The organism is Haemophilus sputorum HK 2154 (genome assembly GCF_000287615.1).
Classification (GTDB): domain Bacteria; phylum Pseudomonadota; class Gammaproteobacteria; order Enterobacterales; family Pasteurellaceae; genus Haemophilus_A; species Haemophilus_A sputorum.
In genome coordinates this window covers 1-25,244 of sequence record NZ_ALJP01000024.1, presented here as the reverse complement: position 1 = coordinate 25,244, position 25,244 = coordinate 1, and the positions used below count along the sequence as shown (strand labels likewise).

The following is a 25,244-nucleotide window of genomic DNA, read 5'->3' as shown; positions in this document are numbered from 1 at the left end:
AAAGGTTTTGAGGCTTGTTTTTGATTTTGAGAAGAAGAATAGATAAGATAATGAGATGAATCATGACCGGATATTCCGGCGACCATAGTGCAGTAGTTCTACCTGACTCCATACCGAACTCAGAAGTAAAATGCTGTAATGCCGATGGTAGTGTGGGGCTTCCCCATGTGAGAGTAGGGCATCGCCGGATTGAATAGAGAGGACCCCGTTACTGAGTGTGACGGGGTTTTTGCTTTTTAGGGGCGTTTTAGGGTTATTTAATTCTACTGTAGAGAGAGGCTAATTATTGCATTCTACTAGAAGGTGAAAAGCAATCTTTTGCAAAATGTTTTAAAAATCTTACCGCTTGTTATTGAGTAGTGAAAGAATTTGCACAATACAAAGTGGAATTACATCCATACACTGTGCGTAAAGATGCGTTACCTGAATTCTTCACTGACGTAAATCAAATGTACGATGCGTTATTGAATAAATCAGGTGCAACCAGTGTATTCACCGACTTCCCAGATACTGGCGTTCAGTTTTTGAAAAAACAAAAATAATACGTAAGTAAAAGTAATAAAAGAGCGGTCAAAATTCGTTGTGATTTTTGACCGCTTTTTTGCAATATGTATTAATAGTTTTTAATAAATTGTATTTTATAAATAGACAACTCAAAAAGTAACTCAGTATCATAGTTATATTAATGATATCTTGCCTAATTTGAGCTCCTACGCAAGGTCTAATAGATTTTGTTCTATATCTGTAGATAAATTAAATCCAGTATAACTCTCATAGGACTCTTTCATTCATTCCATAATTTTTATAAAACAATCAATCATATCAGGGAACAATATTTCAGAAACGTTAAAATTGCTGTTATCATGAGCAATATTGTTTCTAATTTTACTACAATACATCAACAAAAAAGTATGAGCATCCAATGTTGTCACCTGCTCTACTCCTGCATCAAAAGAGGGAGATGAAAAAGGGATTTTTATTTCCTTCAGAAAATCTTTATTCCCAAGTATTTGATCAAATAACATACCATAGTAATTAGTTAACTTACTTTCATGTAAAAATTCAAAATGCACATATCTAGTAAGCTCAGCTTTAGATAATGGTTCTTTCAACCCATTAAAATATCTAGAAAAAGCATTCTTACTCTTTATCTCATTAGGGTTAAAAATATGATCAATCTCTCTTTCTTTATCTAGTATATATGCTCTTGCGAACCCTTCATTAAGCTCTATATATTTTATTTCCCCTCTTATTTTCTCTTCAACATAATGTTCAATTACTTTCTTCAAAAAAGACTCAAATGAAGTAAAAATAGAAAGATATAAAGAGTTTTCAAGCAATCTTCTTGCTACACCATCTTCAATCTTAGGTAAAACATTATCATATATCCCTATATAACTATTATATTTTTCTTTTATTTCATTAAGCATAAAATCACCCTAAGATAATTCTAGATATTTCTTTACCCCACTCGTATCTTTTTTCTACATTTTTTGTATTATTTGTTGCTTTTGTAAATAAATCATCACTATTATCATTTAAAAACCTATTAAATGAATCAAATATTTCTTGCTTTCTCTCCTCTACAAGAGCCTTATTAAATCTTGAAAGAGTAATTAATTGAACCTCTGCGATAGTTTTATTTATACTGGTAGAGCCTACCTTGTTTATTCTTTTAAAAGCATTACTTCCAAATACAATATCTACTTTTTCCATTGCATCAAGTATAAAATGTTCTAATCTATCTGACTCAAAAATATCATTTCTATACTCTTTCAAATAATCTAAGACACTAGAGTTTAATCTGCCGTTATAGTTTTTTTGCTCCTTTCCATCCATTAAATCCTTATTTTTTATATCTACTTTCTTTAAAGTCCATAAGTTTTTATCAATAAAACATTCCATTGCCATAACTCTTAATATAATTTCATGATACCCAAATCTTTTTTTCAATACAGGTCTTCTCTCAAAAACCTTATCAATTAAATCATGATTCGCAACCTCGTTGACTTTATTAATTAATCTCCCTCTATACATCACATTTAATAACTCTTGATTATTCAATTTAATTGAGCCTCGATTAATCCTTGAGAAAATATCATATTTAATATCTTCTGATGAATCTTTTTTTATAATAACTACAGGGATAGAAACATTATTAAACTTTCTTTTTTTATCCCCCAAATCATCATAAGTTGTTTTATTTAGATTCTTTAAGGTATCTAATCCAGACAACCTTAAAGGTTGTAATTCTTTAAGGTGTTCCGGTAAATTAGTCCGTTCATCTAAACTAGAGCTCATAAAAGCAAATATTGTTGTTAATCTTTGCTGACCATCAATTACATCAAATGTATCATCATTATTTTCAGACAAAAATACTGTTGGAATTGGGATAGACAAAAGTAACGATTCAATAAATCTTGACATCGTCCCTTTATCCCAAATGAACCCTCTTTGGAAGTCCGGTTGTAAATTTACTTCCCTTTCTTTAATCATTCTAAACAAATCTGACATTGACTTATCTGATTTATCTATATAAAGTTTTCGACTATTAAAGTCATCTGTACTTAATTGCTCATCTTGAGCTTCATCTTCAACATCTATACTTGTATCATCTATAAGACGTAACATATCTTCTTGATTATAATTCAACATATTTATCTCCTAGTCCCATATAAAATATATGAAACCAATTAAGTCATATCGACACACCTAAATCAACCGCTTTTTTAAAAATCATTATGTTAGAGTTACTTCACATTAATCCAATTCATCATAAATTATTTAGAATAAAAAGGCCTGCCATTTATCCCAGTAAGCCTTTTAAAATAACGCAATTAAGCAAATTGTTTTTTATTATTTAAATAGCGTTTCGCACATTCTGCTGCAGCAACTAAACCGCCTGCCATCATAATAATATCTTTAATCACGAGTCGGCCAGCACCTGAGAGATATGGGAAGCCATAATTAGGCGTTGGGAAGTCTCCACCTAAATTCGGCACCCAGGTTTCTGGCGTAAATATCAGGAACGACAGCGTGACTATCGACATACCAAACGTGAGTAAGCCCCCGAATAAACCTAATGTTGGAGACCAAATGCCTGCTAATACTAAAATACCAATTGTCACAATGATTGCGCCAATAATATAAGAAGCGGTATAGGTGCCATTGGTTTTATGCCATTCAATATTTTTTGCGACCATTTTGCCTTCAGGGTTTTTATATAAGGTATATTCTTTTACTAAAACACCCTTATCATTTGTCACTTCATTTGCACCGTTTTTGTAAAGGAAGCTTAAGAAAGGACTATTTGACACAAAGTGTGCAATACCATCTGCCTCATATTGGCAAACTTTTAAACCTCCAATCCAAACCATCACCACACAAATCGCAATGCGGATAAAGTTAATAAATTGACGTTGCAATGGCGCAACAATATTAGCTAGCAATGTAACTAATGCACTCATGTAGAACTCCTCATATAGTTCAATTGATATTACAGGCATAATGCCCAAGAATTTTTATATAAACATTAACAATATTACTCTCTAATATTGTTGGCATTTTTTTATTACTCAGGTTATGTAATAAAAAAGAGATACCAATTTAGTAGTATCTCTTATTTTTGATTAATTTTCTGTGAGCAATCTCACATTATTTAAAATTCACTCTCGCATTTCTAAAAATTCGCATCCAAGCACCATCTTCAGACCAATCTTCTGGATACCATGAGTTGCTCACGGCACGGAATACACGCTCTGGGTGTGGCATCATCGCAGCAATACGACCATCGACGTTAGAAATTGCAGTAATCCCTAATACCGAACCATTCGGGTTGGCAGGATAAGTTTCAGTCACGTTTAAATGGCTGTCGATATATTGTGCGACAATCAAGTTTTGCGCTTGAAGTGCGGTCAAATTCTCAGGTGTTTTGAATTCTACGCGCCCTTCACCGTGAGAAACCGCAATCGGCATATGTGAACCTGCCATGCCTTTAAACCACAATGAGTTGGTGTCGTTGATTTTCACCATCGCAGCACGGGCTTCAAAACGTTCTGATTTATTACGTACGAAACGTGGCCAGTTTTCTACACCTGGGATAATTTCTGCAAGGGTGGAGATAAGTTGACAGCCGTTACATACACCTAATGAAAGGGTGTTTTCATTGGCGAAGAATTGGCTGAATTGATCGCGTAATTGTGGATTAAACAAAATGGATTTCGCCCAGCCACCACTTGCACCTAATACGTCACCGTAAGAGAAGCCACCACAGGCCACCATCGCATTGAAGTCGTTTAAGTTGTAACGACCTGTCATTAAATCGCTCATGTGAACATCAATCGCGGCAAAGCCTGCACGGTCAAAAGCCGCTGCCATTTCAACGTGGCTGTTTACGCCTTGTTCACGCAATACTGCTACTTTTGGTTTCACGCCTTTGCTGATGTAAGGCGCAGCAATATCTTCATTCACATCATAGGTTAAGTGAGCAGATAAACCTTTGTTATCTGTTGCTTTTTTCGCTTCAAATTCTTGGTCAGCACATTCTGGGTTATCGCGTAAGCGTTGCATTTGGTGAGTGAGTTCTGCCCAAATACCGCGTAATTCAGAGCGTTTTTCGCTTAATAGTTTTTTGCTACCACGCGTGATTTCAAAACGATCTTCTGTGGTGACAGAACCTAATTCATAAGTTAAGCCAAGCAAGTCATGGGTTTTTAATACCTCACGCACTGCGCTTAATTCGTTTTCAGAGACTTGAATCACTGCGCCCAATTCTTCATTGAATAACACGGCTAAATCATTGTCGCCTAATGCAGAAATATCCACATCCACGCCACAGTTACCCGCAAACGCCATTTCTGCAAGTGTGGTAATTAAACCACCATCTGAACGGTCGTGGTAAGCCAATAATTTGCGCTCTGCCACTAATGCTTGTATTGCATCGAAGAAGTTTTTCAATGTAGCGACATTTACCACATCGGCAGGTTTATCACCTAATTGTTTATACACTTGTGCAAGTGCGGTCGCGCCTAAGCGATTTTTTCTTTCGCCTAAATCAATCAACAATAAACGGCTTGCGCCTTTGTCTGTGCGTAATTGAGGTGTCACTGTTTTGCGGACATCTTCCACGCGCGCAAAAGATGAAATCACTAAAGAAAGCGGTGCAGTAACGGATTTTTTCTCACCGTTTTCTTCCCAAGTGGTTTTCATAGACATGGAGTCTTTACCCACTGGAATAGTAATGCCTAATGCCGGGCAAAGTTCTTCGCCCACCGCTTTCACCGCTTCATATAAGCCGGCATCTTCACCACCGTGTCCTGCTGCAGACATCCAGTTTGCAGACAGTTTGATGCGTTTAATATCGCCAATGTTGGTGCCCGCAATATTAGTGATAGATTCAGCCACCGCTAAACGTGCAGAAGCACCAAAGTCTAATAACGCTACTGGCGCACGTTCGCCCATCGCCATGGCTTCGCCGTGATAGCTGTCTAATGATGCAGTTGTAACAGCCACATCTGATACCGGAATTTGCCATGGGCCGACCATTTGATCGCGCGCCACCATACCGGTTACTGAACGGTCGCCAATGGTAATTAAGAAGGTTTTTTCAGCCACCACCGGTAAGCGTAATACGCGATGGAAAGCTTCTTTTAATTGAATATTTTCTGTTGCAAGCGGTCGATTTTCGACAGTTTTTGACGAAACCTCTCGTGTCATTTTCGGCGTTTTGCCTAATAACACATTCATTGGCAAATCAATTGGGTTATTGTCGAAATGACTATCGTGTAAGGTTAAATGTTTCTCTTCCGTTGCCTCACCAATGACCGCAAACGGCGCACGCTCACGCTCACAAAGTGCGGTAAATAATTCGAGTTTTTCTGGCGCAACGGCTAAGACATAACGTTCTTGTGATTCGTTACACCAAATTTCTAATGGTGACATGCCTTTTTCATCGCAAAGAATTGAGCGTAAATCAAATTTACCGCCACGTTCGCCATCGTGTACCAATTCAGGCATCGCATTAGATAAACCACCCGCACCCACGTCATGAATAAAGAGAATTGGGTTTTCATCGCCTAATTGCCAACAGCGGTCAATCACTTCTTGGCAGCGGCGTTCCATTTCTGGGTTTTCACGTTGAACAGAGGCAAAATCTAAATTTTCTTTGGATTTCCCGCTGTCCATAGAAGACGCTGCACCACCGCCTAAACCGATGTTCATGGCTGGGCCGCCTAATACGATCAATTTCGCACCAACGGGGATTTCACCTTTTTGAACGTGTTCGCCACGAATATTACCGATACCGCCCGCTAACATGATCGGTTTGTGATAACCTCGCATTTCTTCACCATTGAAGCTGTTGACTTTCTCTTCATAGGTACGGAAATAACCCAATAAGGCAGGGCGACCAAATTCGTTGTTAAATGCTGCGCCACCTAATGGACCTTCAATCATAATATCAAGCGCAGAGGCAATACGGTTTGGTTTAGAAAGCGGATTTTCCCAAGGTTGTTCAAAGTTTGGAATGATAAGGTTTGATACAGAGAAACCAGTTAAACCTGCTTTTGGTTTTGCACCACGACCCGTTGCACCCTCATCACGAATCTCACCGCCCGAACCTGTTGCCGCTCCTGGGAATGGCGAAATCGCGGTTGGGTGGTTGTGGGTTTCCACTTTCATCAAAATGTGAGTGTCTTCATTGTGATAACGGTAAATGCCGTCTTGATCCGGGAAGAAACGTCCCGCTTTGGAACCTTCCATCACCGCCGCATTGTCTTTATATGCGGAAAGCACAAAATCAGGGGTTTTCTCAAAGGTATTTTTAATCATTTTAAACAGGGATTTATCCTGTTTTTTACCGTCAATAATCCAATCTGCATTAAAGATTTTATGGCGACAGTGCTCAGAGTTGGCTTGCGCGAACATATAAAGTTCAATATCGTGCGGATTGCGCCCTAATTGGGTGAAGTTTTCCACCAAATAATCAATTTCATCTTCTGCCAGTGCTAAGCCTAATTCTACGTTGGCTGTGGCCAAGGCTTCACGTCCACCTTTTAAAATATCTACGGTTTTAAACGGTTTCGGATCTTGATGTCGGAATAAGATCTCTGCATCTTCAGGACGACGCACCACGGTTTCCATCATTCGGTCGTGTAAAAGTGCGGTCAATTTTTCAGTTGTTTTTTCATCAAGCGGTTGGCTTAACTCAAAATAATACGCCAAACCTCGCTCAATGCGTTCCACTTCACTTAAACCACAGTTATGCGCAATATCGGTTGCTTTAGAAGACCAAGAAGAAATCGTGCCGACGCGTGGAATCACGATAAAGGTTTCGCCTTTGGCTTCATGCTCTGCCAAGGTTGGGCCGTAATGTAACAATGCTTTTAGTTTTGCTTCCTGCTCGCTAACAAGCGGTCGATTTAATTCCACAAAATGCAAATATTCCGCATAAACCGATTTCACCGGTAATTGATTTTGTTGGAATTTTTGCATTAAACCTTGAATACGGAATTCAGAAAGGGCGGGTGAGCCACGAAAAGTTTGAAACATACGGGTACCTTTAAGTTGTGTTTGAGATGATAGTCTTAACTATTATAATGGATAACGCAAACGTTTGCATTGAGAAATTCTTGCTTAATCACGCTGTAAATGTTGCTGGCTTGTGATAAAGGTTAATGAGTTGTTGTCAACTAATGTAAAGATTGTCTTTTTATGCAAATTCAAGTTTGATAAAGGCATAAAACCTCCGTAGAATTGAAATTGAAAACAGTTTGTAACGCTGTTTCAAAATACTTCAATTGATAAAAGAGGATGTAATTATGGCATTATTCACAGAAGCATCTAAACGTCGCTATGGTATAGCGGTATTTGTTGGTATTGTGGCAGGGATTATCTCTGCATTCGTAAAATGGGGCGCAGAACACCCATTCCCACCGCGTAGCCCACTCGATTTATTCACCGCAGCATGTAAAGACCCATCACAAGCATTAGAAGTTTGTTCGCGCGCATTCTTAAACCCGCCACATGTTTTCTTACGTGATTATCTAGGTATCGATCCAACTGAAGCCGCATTCACTTTTGCTGATCATGCATTTAACTGGATTGGTGTAACGCACATGATTTTCTCATTAGTTTTCGCAATCGGTTATTGCATCGTGGCTGAAATATTCCCGAAAATTAAATTCTGGCAAGGTATCGGTGCGGGTATCATCGCAAACATCTGCGTACACTACATTACTTTCCCTGCGCTTGGTTTAACTCCACCAGTCGCAGAGTGGCCATTATATGAACACATTTCTGAATTAGTCGGTCATATTTTCTGGTTCTGGACAATTGAGGTTATTCGTCGCGATTTACGTAACCGCATTACTGGAGAACCTGATCCTGAAGAAGCAACACGTTATCCAAATGCTTAAGAATTAAAATTGCAAAAGTTAAGGGGATGAGTCAATCATCCCCTTTTTTATTTGATTTTGTAGATGCTAATAATGTTCTACTTGTTCAGTTTGCTGAATACGGGAAATGACAGGTTGAGCAGCATCACTCATGAAATAATCATAAGTGATAGCTGGCACCATTTTTTGCACTTGAGCAAAATCGCCTGTTTTAATGCATTGACGCACTTTAGAGGCGCTAATGATTTGGTTACTGCTACTTTGGCGGGGAATGACTACGCATTCAATGCCATGTTCAGGCAGTTTTTGCTGCATGATTTGGTTATAGAGATGAGTCACTCGGCTAAAAGGTTCTTCGCCTACATAACGGCGTTGAATACCGAGTGTTTTTGCGATTTGGCTGAAAATTTCTAGATCAAGCAAGGCATTGCTTTCAATCACAGCATTCTCATTTTCTTGGAAATAACTTGGAAAAGTTGCGCTGCTAATAATGTAATCGCCGCTGTCATGGCAAATTACGTTCGCTAAATGTGAGACACCTTGTTGTACGAGCATTTTTCGGACTGAAAATGGGACAAGGCTTTGATCTTCACTAACAATAAAGAGATGTACCCAATCATTTTCTAGCGCTGCTTGTTCAACTAAAAATTGATGACCAAGTGTGAATGGGTTTGCGTTCATTACAATGGCTGCAATGCGTTGGTTAGGTTGCATTTTGGGGCTGCAAGCGGTGAGATTTTGCAAATAATCTGCAAAACCTGACCGCTTGTTTTCCATAAAGACAATTTGATTTGGAATACGGGTGATTTCATGAAAACTTAGGCCTTCAAAAAATTTTGCCGTATCGCATTTGGTATAAAGAAAAATATGCGGATTGCCACGTGCGAACTGTTCGTCAATTAGATGTGTGACGACAATGTTCATTAGCCCTTCACCTTGATGTTGTTGGGAAACGGCTAAACAGCGCAAGCTATTGGCAAAACAGCTACCGGTTGCCACAATCTCGCCTTCTTCATCATAAACTGCACAGGTGTAGTCTAGATTCGGATCGCGTTTTAGCCCCTCGGCTTCGAGGAGCTTATCTACGGCAAGGTAACCTTTTTTGTCGTTATCGAGCAATTTGCCAATCGCGTAATCCGTCATATTTTGCCTTGTTTTACTCTAAGCCAACTAATTTCCAGCGGTTGTGAGACACGCCTTCAATTTTGCCTTTTTTCACGTTAGTGATGTAGTCGATCATCATGTTTTGGATAGTGCCTGCTTCTCGACCCATTGCGACTTTAGATTCCCAAAGTGTTGGGATTTTTTGGTCTGCCCAAATACCACCTTTTTTGGTTAATTGACCGAAGCGGTAAGAGTTCATACCTAGTTTGATTTTCATCTCGTCAGTCACAGGGGTACCATCTGCTAATTTCAGATCAACAATTTTTTCGCCACTTGGTTTACGTAAATCAATTTGATATTGCACGCCACCGAAAATATCGAAGGTAACATATTTAGATTTTTTACGTTCTGCGTTATAGCGATATTCAGTATCACCTGGTTGAATGGTATCGAAGTAATCTGCTGACCAGTTCATGTACTCTTTAAGTTGTTTACCAGTCACTTCATATACGGTCACATCGCCACCTGCATAGCGGTAGTTAAAGATGATGTCTTTTTTCTTGATATCGCCTTTATCCATACGCGCTTTTTCGTGGTCGAATGAGAAAGAAACAACATCGGCATTGCTGTAGTGGCGCTCAACATCGGTAATGAATGAAGATAAACCCGTATCTTGTGAGAACGCAATTGAAACACCGTGTTTTCTCTCTTGTGGCACCATATCAATTGCTGTTTCACCGATTTTCACGTTGTTTAGACGGCGTAATTCTTCATGGTATGGTTTGTAGATTTCAACGATTTGTGCATCCGCTTCGTAATCTTTTACAGGCACGGTTTTCGCTTGTTTAGAAACTAATTTCACTTTGCCGTCTTTATCCACATCAAAGCTTAAATCTACTTCAGAAACTACAGTACCGTAGCGGTGTGGTTCAGTGATTACCGTTTCTTTAATGGTTTCAGAAGACACGTTTTTGTGCATATGGCCTGCAATAATCACATCAATACCATCGACATTGTTGATTAAGTCTGCTACACCAGTATCTGGAATGTTATTTTCGTTTTCGATACCCATGTGAGCTAATACGACGATCGCATCTACACCTTTTTCTTTTAATGCTTTGATTTGCTCTTTGGTTTCTTCAGTTGGTGAGCTGAATTTCATGTCTTTTAAGTTGCCGGTATCTTCTTCAAATTTTGCCGACATTGGTGTACTTAAACCGATAATTCCTAATTTCACACCATCTTTTTCAATAATAGTAGTTGGCTCAACATAGCGTTTACCACTGTCTTTGTAGTAGAAGTTCGCGGTTAAGATTTTTGCTTTAATATCTTTTAAAATTTCATCTAATGCGGTCATGCCGAAGTTGAATTCGTGGTTACCTAAAATGAAAATGTCATAGCCCATAGCATTTAATACTTTCGGCACAGGGTTATCTTTGTAGTATTTTTCAGTTTTAGCGAATACTTCAACTTGGTTATCTTGAATCGCATCACCGATATCAACCAAGATAAGATCTGGATGAGCTTTACGAGCTTCTTTCACGTAAGTTGCAATTTGCGCATAAGAGCCAGATTTGTCTTCCACGTCTGCACCATAAGACCATGGTACGATACGACCGTGAACATCTGATGTCCCTAAAAATTTAAAATTCACCTCTTTGGCAACTGCCACAGAGACTGCTCAAAGGGTAAATAATGTTGCTAATAATTTTTTCATTCAAAGTTCCTTATTAGAATTAGAAAAACCGAAAGTTCGGTTTCGCTAGTTTAGCTGAAGGCGACCTAATAACCAATATCTCATATGGGAAAGCGGTCGAATTTTGCGAGAATTTTACTGATTTAAGGCTGTGCAAGGCATCATAGTTGGCTGAAAGAGAAGCGCAGTTTTTTAATACATCGAATATTTTAAATATGGAGGTAATTATGACCCAAGTTTTTATTACGCATGGTTATACCGCAAACGGGAATAAGCATTGGTTCCCTTGGTTAGAGGAAGAACTGGCTAAGTTAGGCATTCCTTGTAAGCGGTTAAATATGCCAGATAGCGAACATCCGACGCCTGAAGCGTGGTTAGCACATCATCAGCAAGAAATTGTTCTTACGCCTGAAACAATTCTTATCGGGCATAGTTTAGGCTGTATTGCGAGCTTAAATTTTCTCGCAACAGCGCAGAAACCGATTAAGGCATTGATTTTAGTTTCGGGTTTTGGTGAAAAATTACCACATTTGCCGGAATTAGATGCGTTTGCAAATTTTTTCCAAAATCTGACCGCTTGCGTGCCAAGTCAGTGCCACGTTATTGCAGCGAGAAATGATAGCATTGTGCCTGCGGAATTTAGCCAGCGTTTAGCAGAAAACTTACAAGCAAGTTATTTGTGCTTGCCTACAGGCGGCCATTTTTTAGATAGAGAAGGCGTGACAACACTGCCTGAAGTATTAGATTTAATTCGAAAAATTGAACAAATTTAATAAGTGTGAAACGGATCACATTTTATTTTTTAAAATAAAGATATAGTAACAAGAATGTTAAGAAAACGTTATCGTAAGGTGCATATGAAGTAGTCATGCGTAATTTATTGAGAGCGATTCTTAATACACAAAGTCAATTTTGAGGTAGATCAGAAAACACCTCTTTTTATGTAATAAATGGGGCGCGAAAGCTCATTTTAGTGGCAGAATAGAACTAATTCTTAAACGTGAAGTTCAATTTTTTGGAGTGAATATGCAAAGTGTTAATTTTGATGTAGCAATTATCGGCGCCGGTGGTGGCGGTTTACGTGCTGCGATTGCAGCAGCGGAAGCAAATCCGAACCTTAAAATTGCGTTAATTTCAAAAGTTTACCCAATGCGTAGCCATACAGTGGCGGCAGAAGGGGGTTCAGCAGCGGTCATTAAAGACACCGACTCTTTTGATAACCACTTTAACGATACCGTGGGCGGTGGCGACTGGTTATGTGAACAAGATGTCGTAGAATATTTCGTTGAGCATTCCCCAGTGGAAATGACCCAATTGGAGCGTTGGGGGTGTCCTTGGAGCCGTAAAGACGATGGTGATGTTAACGTTCGCCGTTTCGGTGGGATGAAAATTGAGCGTACTTGGTTCGCGGCAGATAAAACAGGCTTCCACATCTTACATACACTTTTCCAAACTTCAATTAAATATCCTAATATCGTCCGTTTTGACGAGCATTTCGTACTTGATATTCTAACTGACAACGGCGAAGCGCGCGGTTGTGTTGCAATGAATATGATGGAAGGTACATTAGTTCAAATCAATGCAAATGCAGTTGTTATTGCAACAGGTGGTGGTTGCCGTACTTATCGTTTCAATACTAATGGCGGCATCGTAACAGGTGATGGTTTATCTATGGCATATCGTCATGGTGTTGCATTACGTGATATGGAGTTCGTTCAATATCACCCAACAGGCTTACCAAACACTGGCATTTTGATGACCGAAGGTTGTCGTGGTGAAGGTGGTATCTTAGTCAATAAAGATGGCTATCGCTACTTACAAGATTATGGTCTAGGCCCTGAAACTCCAGTGGGCAAACCAGAAAATAAATACATGGAATTAGGCCCACGTGATAAAGTTTCTCAAGCATTCTGGCAAGAGTGGCGTAAAGGCAACACATTAAAAACCGCTAAAGGCGTGGATGTAGTGCACTTAGATTTACGTCATTTAGGGGAAAAACACTTAACCGAACGTTTACCGTTTATTTGTGAGTTAGCACGTGCATATGAAGGGGTTGACCCAGTTCATCAACCGATTCCGGTTCGTCCAGTTGTTCACTACACCATGGGCGGTATCGATGTGGACATTAATGCAGAAACCTCAATTAAAGGTTTATTCGCAGTAGGTGAGTGCGCATCTTCTGGTTTACACGGTGCAAACCGTTTAGGTTCTAACTCATTAGCAGAGCTTGTCGTGTTCGGTAAGGTGGCAGGTGAAAATGCTGCTCGTCGTGCTTCAGAAGCTAAACCTGCAAACCAAGCACACCTTGATGCACAAGCACAAGATATCGTAGCGCGTTTACATGCGTTAGCTAATCAAGAAGGTAACGAATCTTGGTCACAAATTCGTAATGAAATGGGTGATTCAATGGAAGAAGGTTGCGGTATTTATCGTACACAAGAAAGTATGGAAGCAACCGTCAACAAAATTGAAGAGCTTAAAGAACGTTATAAACGTGTGAGCGTGAAAGATAAATCAAGCGTATTTAACACGGATTTACTCTATAAAATTGAATTAGGTTTCATCTTAGATGTAGCGCAATCTATTGCATGTTCTGCTGTTGAACGTAAAGAATCTCGTGGTGCGCACCAACGTTTAGATGCGACAGAGCGTGATGATGTGAATTATTTAAAACACTCATTAGCTTTCTATAATGCAGAAGGTAAACCAACAATTAAATACAGCGATGTAAAAATCACGAAATCACAACCGGCAAAACGTGTTTACGGTGCAGAAGCTGAAGCACAAGAAAAAGCGAAAAAAGCGGCTCAGGCTGCAAAATAATGGAGGGTAACAAAATGGCAAATGTAAATACAATGACCGTCGAAGTGTTACGCTACAACCCTGAAGTGGATAGCGAACCGCATTTAGACAAATACCAAGTCCCTTATGATAGCCAAACTTCATTATTAGATGCACTCGGTTATATTAAAGATGAGTTACAACCTGAGCTTTCTTATCGCTGGTCTTGCCGTATGGCAATTTGTGGTTCATGTGGGATGATGGTAAATGGCAAACCAAAATTAGCTTGTAAAACGTTCTTACGTGATTACAGCGGACATATGCGTATTGAGCCACTACAAAACTTCCCAATTGAGCGCGATTTAGTTGTGGATTTAAGCCACTTCTTAGATAGCCTTGAAGCGATTAAACCTTACATCATTGATAATAAAGCACCAGCGCTTTCAGGAAATCCGGCACCGGATGCGGAATTGAAGAAAAGTCGTACCAAACAAACACCTGCACAGCTTGAGAAATATCGTCAATTCTCAATGTGTATCAACTGTGGTTTATGTTACGCCGCTTGTCCGCAGTTTGGTTTAAATCCTGAATTCTTAGGTCCTGCAGTATTAACGCTTGCTCATCGTTATAACTTAGATAACCGTGATAATGGCCGTGCAGAGCGTATGAAACTGTTAAGCAGTAAAAACGGTGTTTGGAGTTGTACTTTCGTGGGTTATTGTTCAGAAGTGTGTCCGAAACATGTAGGGCCGGCATCTGCAATTAACCAAGGTAAATTGGAAAGTGCAAAAGATTATGTAATTTCAATGATCAAACCAAAAGGCTAGGGGGAAATATGACAGCAACAACAAAACGCAAAGTCTATGTGCGTGAAATGAAAGCAAATTGGTGGCAAAAACTACCATTTTACAAAATGTATATGGTGCGTGAAGCAACCTCAATCCCAACGGTTTGGTTTAGCCTAGTCTTATTTTATGGTGTGATTACTTTAGGTAGAGGCACTTTTGCAACAGATTTTGTTAGCTTCGTACAAAATCCAATTGTGATTGTCTTCAATCTCATTTCATTAGCAGCCATTCTTTATCATGCTGCAACCTTGTTTGAAATGACACCACAAGCAATGCCAATTATGGTTAAAGGACAATTTTTACCAATTAACTTCGTGAAAAAAGTGTTCTGGGGCATTACTGGGGTAATTAGCCTTGTTGTCTTAGTATTAGCTTATATTTAAGGGGGAGATATGAGTAATAAAGTATTTGATACCAAACGTTCTAACGAGCCACCTGTTTGGTTATTATTCAGTGCTGGCGGCATGGTTAGCGCACTATTTTTCCCAATCTTGATTTTAGTATTAGGCGTTTTACTTCCGCTTGGTTTAGTTACACCAGACAATATCATTGCTTTTGCACATACCGGTATTGGTAAATTAGCGATTTTAATGTTCACTATTTTCCCAATGTGGGCAGGTATGCACCGTATCCACCACGGATTACATGACTTAAAAGTGCACTTCCCAGCGGGTAACTTAGTATTCTACGGATTATCTGCTATTTTTACCTTAGCAATTATTTGTTTAACGTTAAGTTTGTAATCTTACAAGCGGTCTAAAAAACATAAAGCCTTGCAAATTTTTGTTTGCAGGGCTTTTTTGCTTTTTGATTGAATCAATTTGATTTAGAATTTGATTTCTTGATACAGAAAAGGAAACACCATGAAAAAATTGATTATTGTGGCATTGCTTGCAGGGTTTGGTTTAACCGCTTGCGGCGTAAAAGGCCCGCTTTATTTTCCTGAAAAAACAGCAGAACAGCCTACACAAACAGCATAAATTGATCATCACAAGCGGTCGAATTTCGCAAAAGTTTTGCAAAATTTGACCGCTCTCACAAACACAACGGAAATCCAATGAATCATTTTGAATATAAAAACCAACAACTTTTTGCCGAAGAGGTGGCCATTGCAGACATTATTAAAGCGCATGGTACTCCTGCTTATATTTATTCCCGTGCTACGCTAGAACGCCATTGGCATGCCTTTGATAACGCATTTGGCGAGCACCCGCATTTAATTTGCTTTGCCGTAAAATCTAATTCTAATATTGCATTACTCAATGTCATGGCAAAGCTTGGTTCAGGCTTTGATATTGTCTCACAAGGTGAATTAGAGCGCGTGTTAGCAGCGGGTGGCGATGCTTCCAAAGTGGTGTTCTCGGGTGTGGCAAAATCACACAGCGAAATTGCACGTGCTTTAGAAGTCGGTGTGCGTTGTTTTAATGTGGAATCAATTCCTGAACTACATCGTATCAATGAAGTGGCGGGAAAAATGGGTAAAGTTGCGCCAATTTCTCTACGTGTGAATCCAGACGTGGATGCAAAAACGCACCCATATATTTCTACTGGCTTAAAAGAAAATAAATTCGGTGTTAGTGTGCAACAAGCACGAGAAGTGTATCGTTTAGCAAAAAGCTTACCGAATGTGAAAATTACCGGTATGGATTGTCATATCGGTTCACAATTAACCGAGCTTCAACCGTTTTTAGATGCGACCGATCGCTTAATTGTTTTAATGGAGCAACTCAAAGAAGACGGGATTGAATTGCACCACTTGGATTTAGGCGGTGGTTTAGGTGTGCCATATCATGGCGAGCAGCCTCCGCATCCTACCGAATATGCGAAGGCATTGTTGGAAAAACTTAAAGCTTATCCAAATTTAGAAATCATTCTCGAACCAGGGCGTGCGATTAGTGCGAATGCAGGGATTTTGGTCACAAAAGTGGAATATCTGAAATCAAACGAAGATCGTAATTTTGCGATTGTAGATACTGGAATGAACGATATGATTCGTCCAGCCTTATATGAAGCGTATATGGAAATTACAGAGGTTGATCAATCACTTAATCGCGAAGCTTCCGTTTATGATGTTGTTGGACCGATCTGTGAAACCTCTGACTTCTTAGGGAAAGCGAGAACCTTATCTGTCTCAGAAGGCGATTACGTAGCAATGCGCTCCGCTGGGGCTTATGGGGCTGCGATGTCATCAACCTATAATTCTCGCCCACAAGCGGTCGAAATTTTAGTAGATGGTGCAAAAGCGCACTTAATTAAGGCAAGAGCGGATTTTGCGGATTTGTGGCGCTTAGAGCGATTATTACCGCAAGACTAATCAGAGTAGAATAGAAAGGCGTGATCAAATATCACGCCTTTTTATTGTAATGAAGCTGATGTGCTGAATAAATAAAAAAACGGGAACCATAAGTTCCCGTTTTTAAGTTATCTTGAAGATTATTGTTTCTCAACTTGGTTGAATTCAAGTTCAACTGGCGTTGCACGACCGAAGATAGATACAGACACTTTAACGCGGCCTTTTTCGTAATCCACTTCTTCCACCGTACCGGTAAAGTCAGCGAATGGACCTTCAGTAACACGTACATTTTCACCAGGATGATATTCATTACGGTGACGTGGTTTTTCAGCTGTTTCTTGAACACGGTTAAGGATTAAGTCAGCTTCTTTTTTAGAAATTGGTGCGGGTTTATCTGCAGTTCCACCGATAAAGCCCATTACACGAGGTACACTGCGCACAAGTTGCCAAGTGTAGTCGTTCATTTCCATTTCAACTAATACATAACCCGGGAAGAATTTACGTTCAGTTTTACGGCGTTTACCACCTACGTTTTCAACGATTTCTTCGGTTGGCACTAATACTTCACCGAAAGAATCTTCCATTTTGTGAAGTTTGATATATTCACGTAAAGTAACTGCCACACGGTTTTCAAAACCAGAAAAGGCTTGTAATACATACCAACGTTTTTTTGCCGGTTCGCTAGAAGTTGTTGTTTCTAATTCGCTCATTTTAATGCCTTATTATAAGTTGGTTAAAAATGCGACCAATCGAACGATGATAGAGTCGATACCCCATAACACTAAAGAAACCACTACACACATCGCAATTACGATTAAGGTTGTTTGGGTCGCTTCTGGACGGGTTGGCCAAATAATTTTACGTAATTCGGTACGAGACTCTTTAATAAAGTGAATGGTTTTTTGACCTTGATTGGTAAGCGCAGCGGCTGCTACAGCGCCTGCACCTAATGCTACTAACGCTAATACACGTACAACTAATGAAAGTTGTGCGGCAAAGTAAGTATTGCCTACTGCTGCAACGATAATTAACGCTACTGCGATAATCCAAAGCAAGGTATTTGTGCCTTTGCTTTTTTCCCCTTTATCTTGAACTTGTTCAGGGGCTTTCTTTTTAATTTCTGTCGCCATATAAAACCTAAAATGATGTAAGAGAAAATATCTAATTTTTAAAAGCGTATGATTCTATCATTTCATGACCGATTTAGCACGATCTTTCTATTCGATTTCACACTAAAATTAAAGGCTGAATCTGTATTATATAGATTCAGCCTCAGTTTAATTACACCGTGTTTTATTTTTTACGGGTATGTAAGCCTTTTTTCTCTAATTGGCGGTAAATCCACCATTGTTGTACTAAGGTAATACAGTTAGAGGTTAACCAGTAAAGCACTAAGCCTGCAGGGAAGAACAGGAAGAATGCAGTAAAGATAACCGGCATAAACATCATCACTTTTTGTTGCATTGGATCAGCAACAGGGGTTGGTGACATTTTTTGTAATAAGAACATTGAGCCACCCATCAACAATGGGAAAATGAAGTATGGATCTTGGGCTGATAAGTCATGAATCCAACCGAAGAATGGTGCATGACGTAATTCTACAGCTTCCATGAATGTCCAATATAACGCGATGAAAATTGGCATTTGAATCAGAATCGGTAAGCAACCACCCATTGGGTTTACTTTCTCTTCTTTATACAATTTCATCATCTCTTGGCTCATACGTTGACGGTCATCACCAAAACGCTCACGCATTTCTTGGATTTTCGGCTGCAACATACGCATTTTTGCCATTGAGGTGTATTGCGCTTTAGTAAGTGGATAAAGTAAACTTTTTACCACGATGGTCACTAAAATAATCGCGATACCCCAGTTAGACACAACTTTTTGAATCGTTGTTAATAACCAGAATAATGGTTTCGCAATGAACCATGCCCAACCGTAATCGACGGTTAAATCAAGATGTTCTGCAACTTCAGCCATTTCGTGTTGGTTTTTCGGGCCAGTCCATAAAGCAGTTTGGATGGTTGCTTCGTTGTTTGGAGCGATTGTGGTAATTGCGCCACGGTAACCTATATTCGCAAAGCGTTTATCTTCAGAGATACGTGTAAACAAGGTCATATCTTGGTTTTGTGGTGGTACCCACGCAGAAGAGAAATAGTGTTGTAATAATGCAACCCAACCGGTTTTACTTTCAATAGATAAACCTGATTTTTCCATATCTTGGAAACTATATTTTTTGTAGTTGGTTTCCGAAGATGAGTAAGCGCCGCCAGTATAGGTTGGCATAGCTAAGTTGCCAGAGTTTTCTACGATAGTATGTTTTAACTGTCCGTAAGGCTGAACTTCAATCGTTTCCGCACTGTTGTTTTTCACGTTGAAATCAACGCCTACGTTATAGCTGCCACGTTTTAAAGTGAAGGTTTTGGTATAAACCACACCATCTTTCTCAACGGTTAATGGCACACGAATTTCATTTTGACCATCGGCCAATTTAAAGCTATCTGCGCTTGCTTGATATTGCGCACGACCTGCATTGGTATCGATCCCGTTTTTACCCACTAAACCACTTTGTGCGATATAAGTAAGGTTGCTGTTATCTTGTAACAACTCAAATGGGGTGTTTGATTGTAATTCAGCGTTAAGTTTTAATAAGTCAGAATCAACGACATCACCGCCTAGCGTGTCAACGGTTAAACGTAAAACATCGCTTTCGATGGTAATAGTTTTTCCTTTGCTCACCATATCTGAGGTGGTGGAGTCAGAAGAACTAGACGCCGGCACATCGCCTGATGATTGTTGCGCTTGGACTTGTGCTTGCTTCTGGGCTTGGATTTCAGGGTTGAATTCCTGCTGCCAGGTCGTAAATAATAGAAACGACACCAAGAACAGTCCCATGACCAATAAACTACGATTTGAATTCATGTGGAATTTCTCTTAAGTAAAGGAATGGATAAAAGAATAGCATTCTATAATAGGTTGTTCATATCTCCAACCGCCTTTTTAAACAGCGGTCAGATTTTCAAAGAATTTTGCAAAAAATTCACAAAATCTTACCGCTTGTCTAACACTTTTACCGATAAGCGGGAAATGGCACAAAGGTTGCCTTGTTCATCTTTGGTTTCAATTTGCCAAACTTGCACTTCTCGTCCAACTTTTAATGGAAAGGCGCGAGCAATCGCTTTTTCGCCCTCTTTGATGGATTTTAAATGGCTAATGTTTAATTCCATTCCCACCGCAATTTGATTTGGTTCGCAAAGCAATAAGGCACCTGCATTGGCGACGGTTTCTGCTAAGGCTGCAGAAACACCACCATGTAATACCCCAAATGGTTGTTTGGTGCGTCTGTCAACGGTTAATTCAGCGGTAATGTCTGAGGCGCCGATTTCTGTAAAAATAATCCCTAAATGTGCGACGGCTGTGCCTTCACATAGAGATGTTAATTGTTCTGGGGTAGCGGTTTGTTTCCAAATAGGCGTCATTTTTTCCTCTTTAAAATTGAATAATCATAAAACGCCCCGCAAGATTGCGGGGTGTTGAAATCGTTAGCTGATAATTTCTAGCAATGCTTGGACTGGGTGTTTAATGCCCTGATGCACCATACGTTTGACTTGTGAGCGGCAAGAATAACCAGTCGCTAGGCAGCGATTCATTGGTTTATCTGCCATTTTGACTTGCCAAGATTGCGCATAAATTGCCTTCGACATTTCAATATGCGCAGTTTCATGCCCAAATGTACCTGCCATGCCACAACAGCCAACATTTTGATTGATAAGCGTTTCCCCAAAATAGGCAAAAATTTGCTGCCAATCTTGTGTGGCACTTGGTAATTCAGTCGATTCAGTACAATGTGCAAATAAATGCCATGGCAAGCGGTCAGATTCTACGGCTTTTTTACTGACGCTGAGCGTTTCATTTTGAATGACGGATTTTAGCCATTCATGGGCTAATTGCACATGGAAATTTCCCCGCTCTGCTTTGAGAATATCACGATATTCATCGCGATAGAGCAAGGTTAATGCGGGGTCAACCGCCACCATTGGCAGACCTAGTTTTGCTACTCGATTTAAGAATTCCGCTTGGTTTTTGGCTGTTTTGGCAAATTGACTTAAAAAGCCTTTAATGTGTTGCGCTTTGCCACTAGGATTAAATGGCAAGACGATTGGGCGGAAACCGATTTTCTCTACAAACTTCACAAAATCTGCCACCACTTTAGCATCATAAAAAGTCGTGAAGGGATCTTGTACAATCAGTACGGTTTTGCAATTTTCTGCAGAAAATTGACCGCTTGCAGCACGTTGTTCCAACGTTTCTAACGTTTCACCTTGATAGCCAATCGCCACTAATTGCTGGCGTAAATTCGGTACAGATAATGCTGGTAGGTAAGTCATGCCAATCAGTTTATTCGCAGCGACTTCTGCAAGCTGTGTCGTGCTAAAGAAGTTAAAAAAGCGCGGGGCTTTCGCCATAATAGGTGCAATAAATTCTAAATTCGATACCACATAGTCTTTTATCGGGCGGAAATAGCGCTGATGGTAAAGCTGATTAAATTGGCTGCGGAATGTTGGCACATCAATTTTAATCGGGCATTGGCTTGCGCATGCTTTACATGCCAAGCAAGTATCCATTGCAGCTTTTACTTCATGTGAAAAATCGTATTCTTGCTTTTTCTTCAACGAATGGCGGATTTTGGCAACAAAATCGGTTAGTTTTAGCGAATTTTTGCTGGAGTCAAAAATTAACGTTTGTGGATCAACGCCTTGCTCGGCTAATAAGCGCAACCATTCACGAATCATTGCTGCACGCCCTTTAGGAGAAAAAAGTCGATTTCCTGAAACTTTCATAGAAGGGCACATTGTGTTATGCACATCAAAGTTAAAACATAAGCCGTTTCCGTTACAACTCATTGCGCCTTTAAACTCATCGCGCACCTCAATTGGAATCGTGCGGTCGTAATCTGCGCGCATGGTTGAATCAATTGGATACAGGGTTTCGGCTGAATCTAGCGGCGTACAGATTTTGCCCGGATTTAAGCGATTGTTTGGGTCAAAGAGGGTTTTGATTTGGCGTAGTTCTCGCCAAAGCTGCTCGCCAAAGAAGCGCTCACCATAGTAAGAACGCATTCCTTTGCCGTGTTCCCCCCAAATTAAACCACCATATTTGGCAGTCAGTTCGACGACCTGATCTGAAATCATTTTGAAGGTTTTCACTTGTGCTTTATCGCATAAATCCAGCGCAGGGCGAACGTGTAAAACCCCAGCATCAACGTGCCCAAACATCCCGTAGGCTAATTGATGACTGTCTAATAATGCACGGAATTCGCTAATGTAATCGGCTAAATGTTCGGGTGGCACACAAGTGTCTTCAACAAAAGGAATAGGTTTCGCCCAACCTTTTGCATTGCCTAATAATCCTACCGCTTTTTTACGCATCGCGTAAATTTTCTCAATCGAAGCTAAATCATCACAGCATTGGTAACCAATAATGCCTGCTTCATTTCGAGCAATTCTGTCATCAAGCGAACGACATAATTCGGCAACTTGTGCTTCAATTTGAGCAGCATCGTGTCCTGCATATTCGACGATATTGATGCCTAGAATCGGGTTTGCCTCGTCTTCTTTTAATAAGTCTGAAACGGAGTGCCAAATAATATCTTGTTTAGCCAGATTAAGTACTTTGGAATCGACGGTTTCTACAGATAACGCTTTTGCTTCTAGCATAAAAGGTGCCGCGCGTAATGCAGCATCAAAAGAGTTATATTTAATATTGATTAACGTGCGATATTTTGGAATAGGTAATAAATTTAATTTGGCTTCACAAATAAATGCAAGCGATCCTTCAGAGCCTGTCAAAATACGGGTTAAATTAAATTGACTCTCATCTTCATTAAATACATTTTTTAAATCATAGCCCGTTAAAAAACGATTTAATTGTGGCAAAGAAGAGAGCACTAATGGGCGTAATGTTTTACAGCGAGAAAATATGGTTTCATGTAATTTTCGCCCGTAATCGGAAAGATTTAATTGGGTTAAATTTGCAGAAAATTGCTCAGAATTGACCGCTTGCGTTTCTAATACCTCTCCGTTAATTAACACAGATTTGAGTCCTAAAACGTGGTCGGAGGTTTTGCCATATTGTAATGAGCCTTGTCCTGAAGCATCAGTGTTAATCATTCCGCCTAATGTAGCACGATTGCTAGTGGATAGTTCAGGAGAGAAGAAAAGACCGTATGGTTTGAGATATTGATTTAATTGATCTTTTACGACACCAGCTTGAACACGAACCCAACGTTCTTCAACATTAAGCTCTAAAATTTGATTCATATGGCGTGAAAGATCCACAATGATATTTTGGTTCAATGATTGCCCGTTTGTGCCCGTTCCTCCCCCTCTTGGCGTGAACGTTAACCCACTAAACTCTGGTTTTTGTGCTAATTTTGTTAAAATCACAACATCAGCGATTGATTTTGGGAAAAGTAAGGCTTGCGGTAATTGCTGATAAACACTGTTATCTGTTGCTAAAGAGAGTCTATCTGAATAACTAGAGGCAATATCGCCACTAAAATTTTGTGTGCGCAAGCTTTCTAAATAAGCCTTAACTATGGGATCTAAAGATGGTGTTTGCGAGAGTCTAGGTATCATTATATTTATTCCAAATAATAAATTTTGCTAAATATTAACAAGAAAAGCACAGATTGAAAACGAAAGTAAATAAAAGGCTGACTTTTGTCAAAGTTGTCATTTTGAGCTTAAATTTAGTTAAAAAAGACATTTATTTCAGATTTGTTTAGTAAATAACATTGATTTTATGTGACTGAGTACCCATAATAGGAATATTCTTGCTCATACTTTCATTATATGGAGAGTACAAGAATGTGATAGATGGTATGACTGCCATTTATTTTTAGTGGCAGAATCTGTCATATAGGTCTCTTTATTCTCTAGTGAGATGGGAGCTTTCAATATTATCAATCTATGAAATATAGAGGATCATCCAAATGAAAAAAACATTAGTTGCATTAGCAGTATTAGCTTCAGCAGCAGCAACCGCAGCACCGCAAGAAAATACTTTCTACGCGGGTGCTAAAGCTGGTTGGGCATCATTTCATGATGGCATCAAACAATTAGATGCAAAAGATGGCGGTAAATACGGCATCAATAAAAACTCTGTAACTTACGGTGTATTTGGTGGTTACCAAATCTTAAACCAAAACAACTTTGGTTTAGCTACAGAAGTAGGTTATGACTATTTTGGTCGTGTTCGTGGTCACCAAAATACTAAAGCTGGTGGTGAGAAACAAACTTTCAAACATTCAGCACATGGCACAACTATTTCTTTAAAACCAAGCTATGAAGTATTACCTAACTTAGATGTTTACGGTAAAGTAGGTATCGCATTAGTAAATAACCGTTACAAAACAGTGAATGTGGTAACTAAAGCGCCAACAAAAACTCACCGTTTCCAAAGTTCTTTAATTTTAGGTGCGGGTGTTGAATATGCAATTCTTCCTGAATTGTCAGCACGTGTTGAATATCAATGGTTAAATAATGCAGGCAAAGCAAGCCAAGCTACTTTAAACCGCATGGGTGCAACAGACTACCGTCCTGATATCAGCTCAGTATCTGCTGGTTTAACATACCGCTTTGGTCAAGGTGCTGCACCAGCGCCAGTTGCTGCACCACAAGTTGAAACTAAAAACTTCGCATTTAGCTCAGATGTATTATTTGCATTTGGTAAAGCAAACTTAAAACCGGCTGCAGCACAAGCATTAGATGCAATGCAATCTGAAATCAATGCAGCAGGTTTAAATAATGCAGCAATTCAAGTGAATGGTTACACTGACCGTATTGGTAAAGAAGCAGCAAACTTAAAACTTTCACAACGTCGTGCAGAAACAGTAGCGAACTACATCGTTTCTAAAGGCGCACCAGCTGCAAACGTAACTGCAGTAGGTTACGGTGAAGCGAACCCAGTAACTGGCAACACTTGTGATGCAGTTAAAGGTCGTAAAGCGTTAATCGCATGTTTAGCACCAGACCGTCGTGTTGAAGTTCAAGTACAAGGTACTAAAGAAGTAACTATGTAATAGTTAGTTCTTAACGGACTTAGCTAAATAAGAAAAACCCGCA

20 protein-coding genes, 1 rRNA gene and 1 pseudogene are annotated in these 25,244 nt (G+C 39.5%); 11 read left to right on the top strand and 11 right to left on the bottom strand.

What is annotated here, in order from left to right; all coding sequences use genetic code 11:
• Nucleotides 1-74 precede the first annotated feature (74 nt).
• Nucleotides 75-190 (top strand): 5S ribosomal RNA (rrf, locus tag HMPREF1128_RS09950).
• A gap of 166 nt (nt 191-356) precedes the next feature.
• A pseudogene (locus HMPREF1128_RS09945) lies at nt 357-542 on the top strand (glycerophosphodiester phosphodiesterase family protein); the annotation flags it as partial.
• A gap of 246 nt (nt 543-788) precedes the next feature.
• Here the strand turns inward: HMPREF1128_RS09945 and HMPREF1128_RS09940 are convergent.
• The 4 genes from HMPREF1128_RS09940 to purL all read right to left on the bottom strand — a co-directional run bounded on the left by HMPREF1128_RS09940 (nt 789) and on the right by purL (nt 7,548).
• Entirely contained in the window at nt 789-1,430 is a 642-nt protein-coding gene (locus tag HMPREF1128_RS09940; RefSeq protein ID WP_007526993.1) for a HEPN domain-containing protein, read from the bottom strand.
• A 4-nt stretch (nt 1,431-1,434) separates the two neighbouring features.
• A complete protein-coding gene (locus tag HMPREF1128_RS09935) occupies nt 1,435-2,655 on the bottom strand; it encodes a GmrSD restriction endonuclease domain-containing protein (RefSeq protein ID WP_007527026.1) in 1,221 nt (406 codons plus the stop codon).
• A 182-nt stretch (nt 2,656-2,837) separates the two neighbouring features.
• Complete coding sequence (locus HMPREF1128_RS09930) at nt 2,838-3,467, bottom strand: YkgB family protein (RefSeq protein ID WP_007527003.1); 630 nt, start codon at nt 3,465-3,467, stop codon at nt 2,838-2,840.
• A gap of 187 nt (nt 3,468-3,654) precedes the next feature.
• Nucleotides 3,655-7,548, bottom strand: a complete 3,894-nt coding sequence (gene purL / locus HMPREF1128_RS09925) for a phosphoribosylformylglycinamidine synthase (protein ID WP_007527034.1) — start codon at nt 7,546-7,548, stop codon at nt 3,655-3,657.
• Nucleotides 7,549-7,817: 269 nt separating this feature from the next.
• Between purL and HMPREF1128_RS09920 the strand changes: the two genes are divergently transcribed.
• Complete coding sequence (locus tag HMPREF1128_RS09920; RefSeq protein WP_007526995.1) at nt 7,818-8,414, top strand: YagU family protein; 597 nt, start codon at nt 7,818-7,820, stop codon at nt 8,412-8,414.
• Nucleotides 8,415-8,480: 66 nt separating this feature from the next.
• Here HMPREF1128_RS09920 and citC read toward each other — a convergent pair whose 3' ends face one another.
• A complete protein-coding gene (gene citC / locus HMPREF1128_RS09915; protein ID WP_007527007.1) occupies nt 8,481-9,536 on the bottom strand; it encodes a [citrate (pro-3S)-lyase] ligase in 1,056 nt (351 codons plus the stop codon).
• A 13-nt stretch (nt 9,537-9,549) separates the two neighbouring features.
• A complete protein-coding gene (locus HMPREF1128_RS09910) occupies nt 9,550-11,169 on the bottom strand; it encodes a bifunctional metallophosphatase/5'-nucleotidase (RefSeq protein WP_007526997.1) in 1,620 nt (539 codons plus the stop codon).
• A gap of 251 nt (nt 11,170-11,420) precedes the next feature.
• Between HMPREF1128_RS09910 and HMPREF1128_RS09905 the strand changes: the two genes are divergently transcribed.
• The 7 genes from HMPREF1128_RS09905 (at nt 11,421) to lysA (ending at nt 17,136) form a co-directional block, all read left to right on the top strand.
• A complete protein-coding gene (locus HMPREF1128_RS09905; protein WP_007527016.1) occupies nt 11,421-11,966 on the top strand; it encodes an RBBP9/YdeN family alpha/beta hydrolase in 546 nt (181 codons plus the stop codon).
• A 253-nt stretch (nt 11,967-12,219) separates the two neighbouring features.
• Nucleotides 12,220-14,016 carry a fumarate reductase (quinol) flavoprotein subunit gene (gene frdA, locus HMPREF1128_RS09900; protein WP_007527028.1) on the top strand — a complete coding sequence of 599 codons (1,797 nt, stop codon included), beginning with the start codon at nt 12,220-12,222 and terminating at the stop codon, nt 14,014-14,016.
• A gap of 14 nt (nt 14,017-14,030) precedes the next feature.
• Nucleotides 14,031-14,801: a succinate dehydrogenase/fumarate reductase iron-sulfur subunit gene (locus HMPREF1128_RS09895; protein WP_007527035.1), complete on the top strand. Its 771-nt coding sequence runs from the start codon at nt 14,031-14,033 to the stop codon at nt 14,799-14,801.
• 8 nt (nt 14,802-14,809) lie between these two features.
• Entirely contained in the window at nt 14,810-15,205 is a 396-nt protein-coding gene (gene frdC, locus HMPREF1128_RS09890) for a fumarate reductase subunit FrdC (protein ID WP_007527022.1), read from the top strand.
• A 9-nt stretch (nt 15,206-15,214) separates the two neighbouring features.
• Nucleotides 15,215-15,565: a fumarate reductase subunit FrdD gene (frdD, locus tag HMPREF1128_RS09885; RefSeq protein WP_007526999.1), complete on the top strand. Its 351-nt coding sequence runs from the start codon at nt 15,215-15,217 to the stop codon at nt 15,563-15,565.
• A 120-nt stretch (nt 15,566-15,685) separates the two neighbouring features.
• Complete coding sequence (lptM, locus tag HMPREF1128_RS10275) at nt 15,686-15,802, top strand: LPS translocon maturation chaperone LptM (protein ID WP_007527013.1); 117 nt, start codon at nt 15,686-15,688, stop codon at nt 15,800-15,802.
• A gap of 77 nt (nt 15,803-15,879) precedes the next feature.
• The gene (lysA, locus tag HMPREF1128_RS09875; protein WP_007527011.1) at nt 15,880-17,136 is read left to right on the top strand and encodes a diaminopimelate decarboxylase; all 1,257 of its coding nucleotides are present in this window, start codon (nt 15,880-15,882) and stop codon (nt 17,134-17,136) included.
• A 119-nt stretch (nt 17,137-17,255) separates the two neighbouring features.
• Here the strand turns inward: lysA and nusG are convergent, their stop codons facing one another.
• The 5 genes from nusG to ydiJ all read right to left on the bottom strand — a co-directional run bounded on the left by nusG (nt 17,256) and on the right by ydiJ (nt 23,756).
• On the bottom strand, nt 17,256-17,825 hold the full coding sequence (gene nusG / locus HMPREF1128_RS09870) for a transcription termination/antitermination protein NusG (RefSeq protein ID WP_007527009.1): 570 nt from the start codon (nt 17,823-17,825) through the stop codon (nt 17,256-17,258).
• A 12-nt stretch (nt 17,826-17,837) separates the two neighbouring features.
• Entirely contained in the window at nt 17,838-18,245 is a 408-nt protein-coding gene (gene secE / locus HMPREF1128_RS09865; RefSeq protein ID WP_007527025.1) for a preprotein translocase subunit SecE, read from the bottom strand.
• Nucleotides 18,246-18,408: 163 nt separating this feature from the next.
• Nucleotides 18,409-20,040: a membrane protein insertase YidC gene (gene yidC, locus HMPREF1128_RS09860; protein WP_007527033.1), complete on the bottom strand. Its 1,632-nt coding sequence runs from the start codon at nt 20,038-20,040 to the stop codon at nt 18,409-18,411.
• Nucleotides 20,041-20,168: 128 nt separating this feature from the next.
• A complete protein-coding gene (locus HMPREF1128_RS09855) occupies nt 20,169-20,597 on the bottom strand; it encodes a hotdog fold thioesterase (protein WP_007527019.1) in 429 nt (142 codons plus the stop codon).
• A gap of 63 nt (nt 20,598-20,660) precedes the next feature.
• Nucleotides 20,661-23,756, bottom strand: coding sequence for a D-2-hydroxyglutarate dehydrogenase YdiJ (gene ydiJ, locus HMPREF1128_RS09850; RefSeq protein ID WP_007527001.1), 3,096 nt, complete (start codon nt 23,754-23,756; stop codon nt 20,661-20,663).
• 356 nt (nt 23,757-24,112) lie between these two features.
• On the opposite strand from ydiJ, the gene ompA reads away from it, so the two are divergent.
• Nucleotides 24,113-25,201, top strand: coding sequence for a porin OmpA (gene ompA, locus HMPREF1128_RS09845; RefSeq protein WP_007527005.1), 1,089 nt, complete (start codon nt 24,113-24,115; stop codon nt 25,199-25,201).
• Nucleotides 25,202-25,244: the final 43 nt, after the last annotated feature.

What these genes read in the sequence shown, in the direction of transcription:
- HMPREF1128_RS09930 (WP_007527003.1), bottom strand. Translation starts at nt 3,467, where the DNA reads ATGAGTGCATTAGTTACATTGCTAGCTAATATTGTTGCGCCATTGCAA.
- ompA (WP_007527005.1), top strand. Translation starts at nt 24,113, where the DNA reads ATGAAAAAAACATTAGTTGCATTAGCAGTATTAGCTTCAGCAGCAGCA.
- HMPREF1128_RS09895 (WP_007527035.1), top strand. Translation starts at nt 14,031, where the DNA reads ATGGCAAATGTAAATACAATGACCGTCGAAGTGTTACGCTACAACCCT.
- HMPREF1128_RS09855 (WP_007527019.1), bottom strand. Translation starts at nt 20,597, where the DNA reads ATGACGCCTATTTGGAAACAAACCGCTACCCCAGAACAATTAACATCT.
- nusG (WP_007527009.1), bottom strand. Translation starts at nt 17,825, where the DNA reads ATGAGCGAATTAGAAACAACAACTTCTAGCGAACCGGCAAAAAAACGT.
- HMPREF1128_RS09905 (WP_007527016.1), top strand. Translation starts at nt 11,421, where the DNA reads ATGACCCAAGTTTTTATTACGCATGGTTATACCGCAAACGGGAATAAG.
- frdD (WP_007526999.1), top strand. Translation starts at nt 15,215, where the DNA reads ATGAGTAATAAAGTATTTGATACCAAACGTTCTAACGAGCCACCTGTT.
- frdC (WP_007527022.1), top strand. Translation starts at nt 14,810, where the DNA reads ATGACAGCAACAACAAAACGCAAAGTCTATGTGCGTGAAATGAAAGCA.
- lptM (WP_007527013.1), top strand. Translation starts at nt 15,686, where the DNA reads ATGAAAAAATTGATTATTGTGGCATTGCTTGCAGGGTTTGGTTTAACC.
- citC (WP_007527007.1), bottom strand. Translation starts at nt 9,536, where the DNA reads ATGACGGATTACGCGATTGGCAAATTGCTCGATAACGACAAAAAAGGT.
- ydiJ (WP_007527001.1), bottom strand. Translation starts at nt 23,756, where the DNA reads ATGATACCTAGACTCTCGCAAACACCATCTTTAGATCCCATAGTTAAG.
- lysA (WP_007527011.1), top strand. Translation starts at nt 15,880, where the DNA reads ATGAATCATTTTGAATATAAAAACCAACAACTTTTTGCCGAAGAGGTG.
- HMPREF1128_RS09920 (WP_007526995.1), top strand. Translation starts at nt 7,818, where the DNA reads ATGGCATTATTCACAGAAGCATCTAAACGTCGCTATGGTATAGCGGTA.
- yidC (WP_007527033.1), bottom strand. Translation starts at nt 20,040, where the DNA reads ATGAATTCAAATCGTAGTTTATTGGTCATGGGACTGTTCTTGGTGTCG.
- HMPREF1128_RS09940 (WP_007526993.1), bottom strand. Translation starts at nt 1,430, where the DNA reads ATGCTTAATGAAATAAAAGAAAAATATAATAGTTATATAGGGATATAT.
- secE (WP_007527025.1), bottom strand. Translation starts at nt 18,245, where the DNA reads ATGGCGACAGAAATTAAAAAGAAAGCCCCTGAACAAGTTCAAGATAAA.
- purL (WP_007527034.1), bottom strand. Translation starts at nt 7,548, where the DNA reads ATGTTTCAAACTTTTCGTGGCTCACCCGCCCTTTCTGAATTCCGTATT.
- HMPREF1128_RS09935 (WP_007527026.1), bottom strand. Translation starts at nt 2,655, where the DNA reads ATGTTGAATTATAATCAAGAAGATATGTTACGTCTTATAGATGATACA.
- frdA (WP_007527028.1), top strand. Translation starts at nt 12,220, where the DNA reads ATGCAAAGTGTTAATTTTGATGTAGCAATTATCGGCGCCGGTGGTGGC.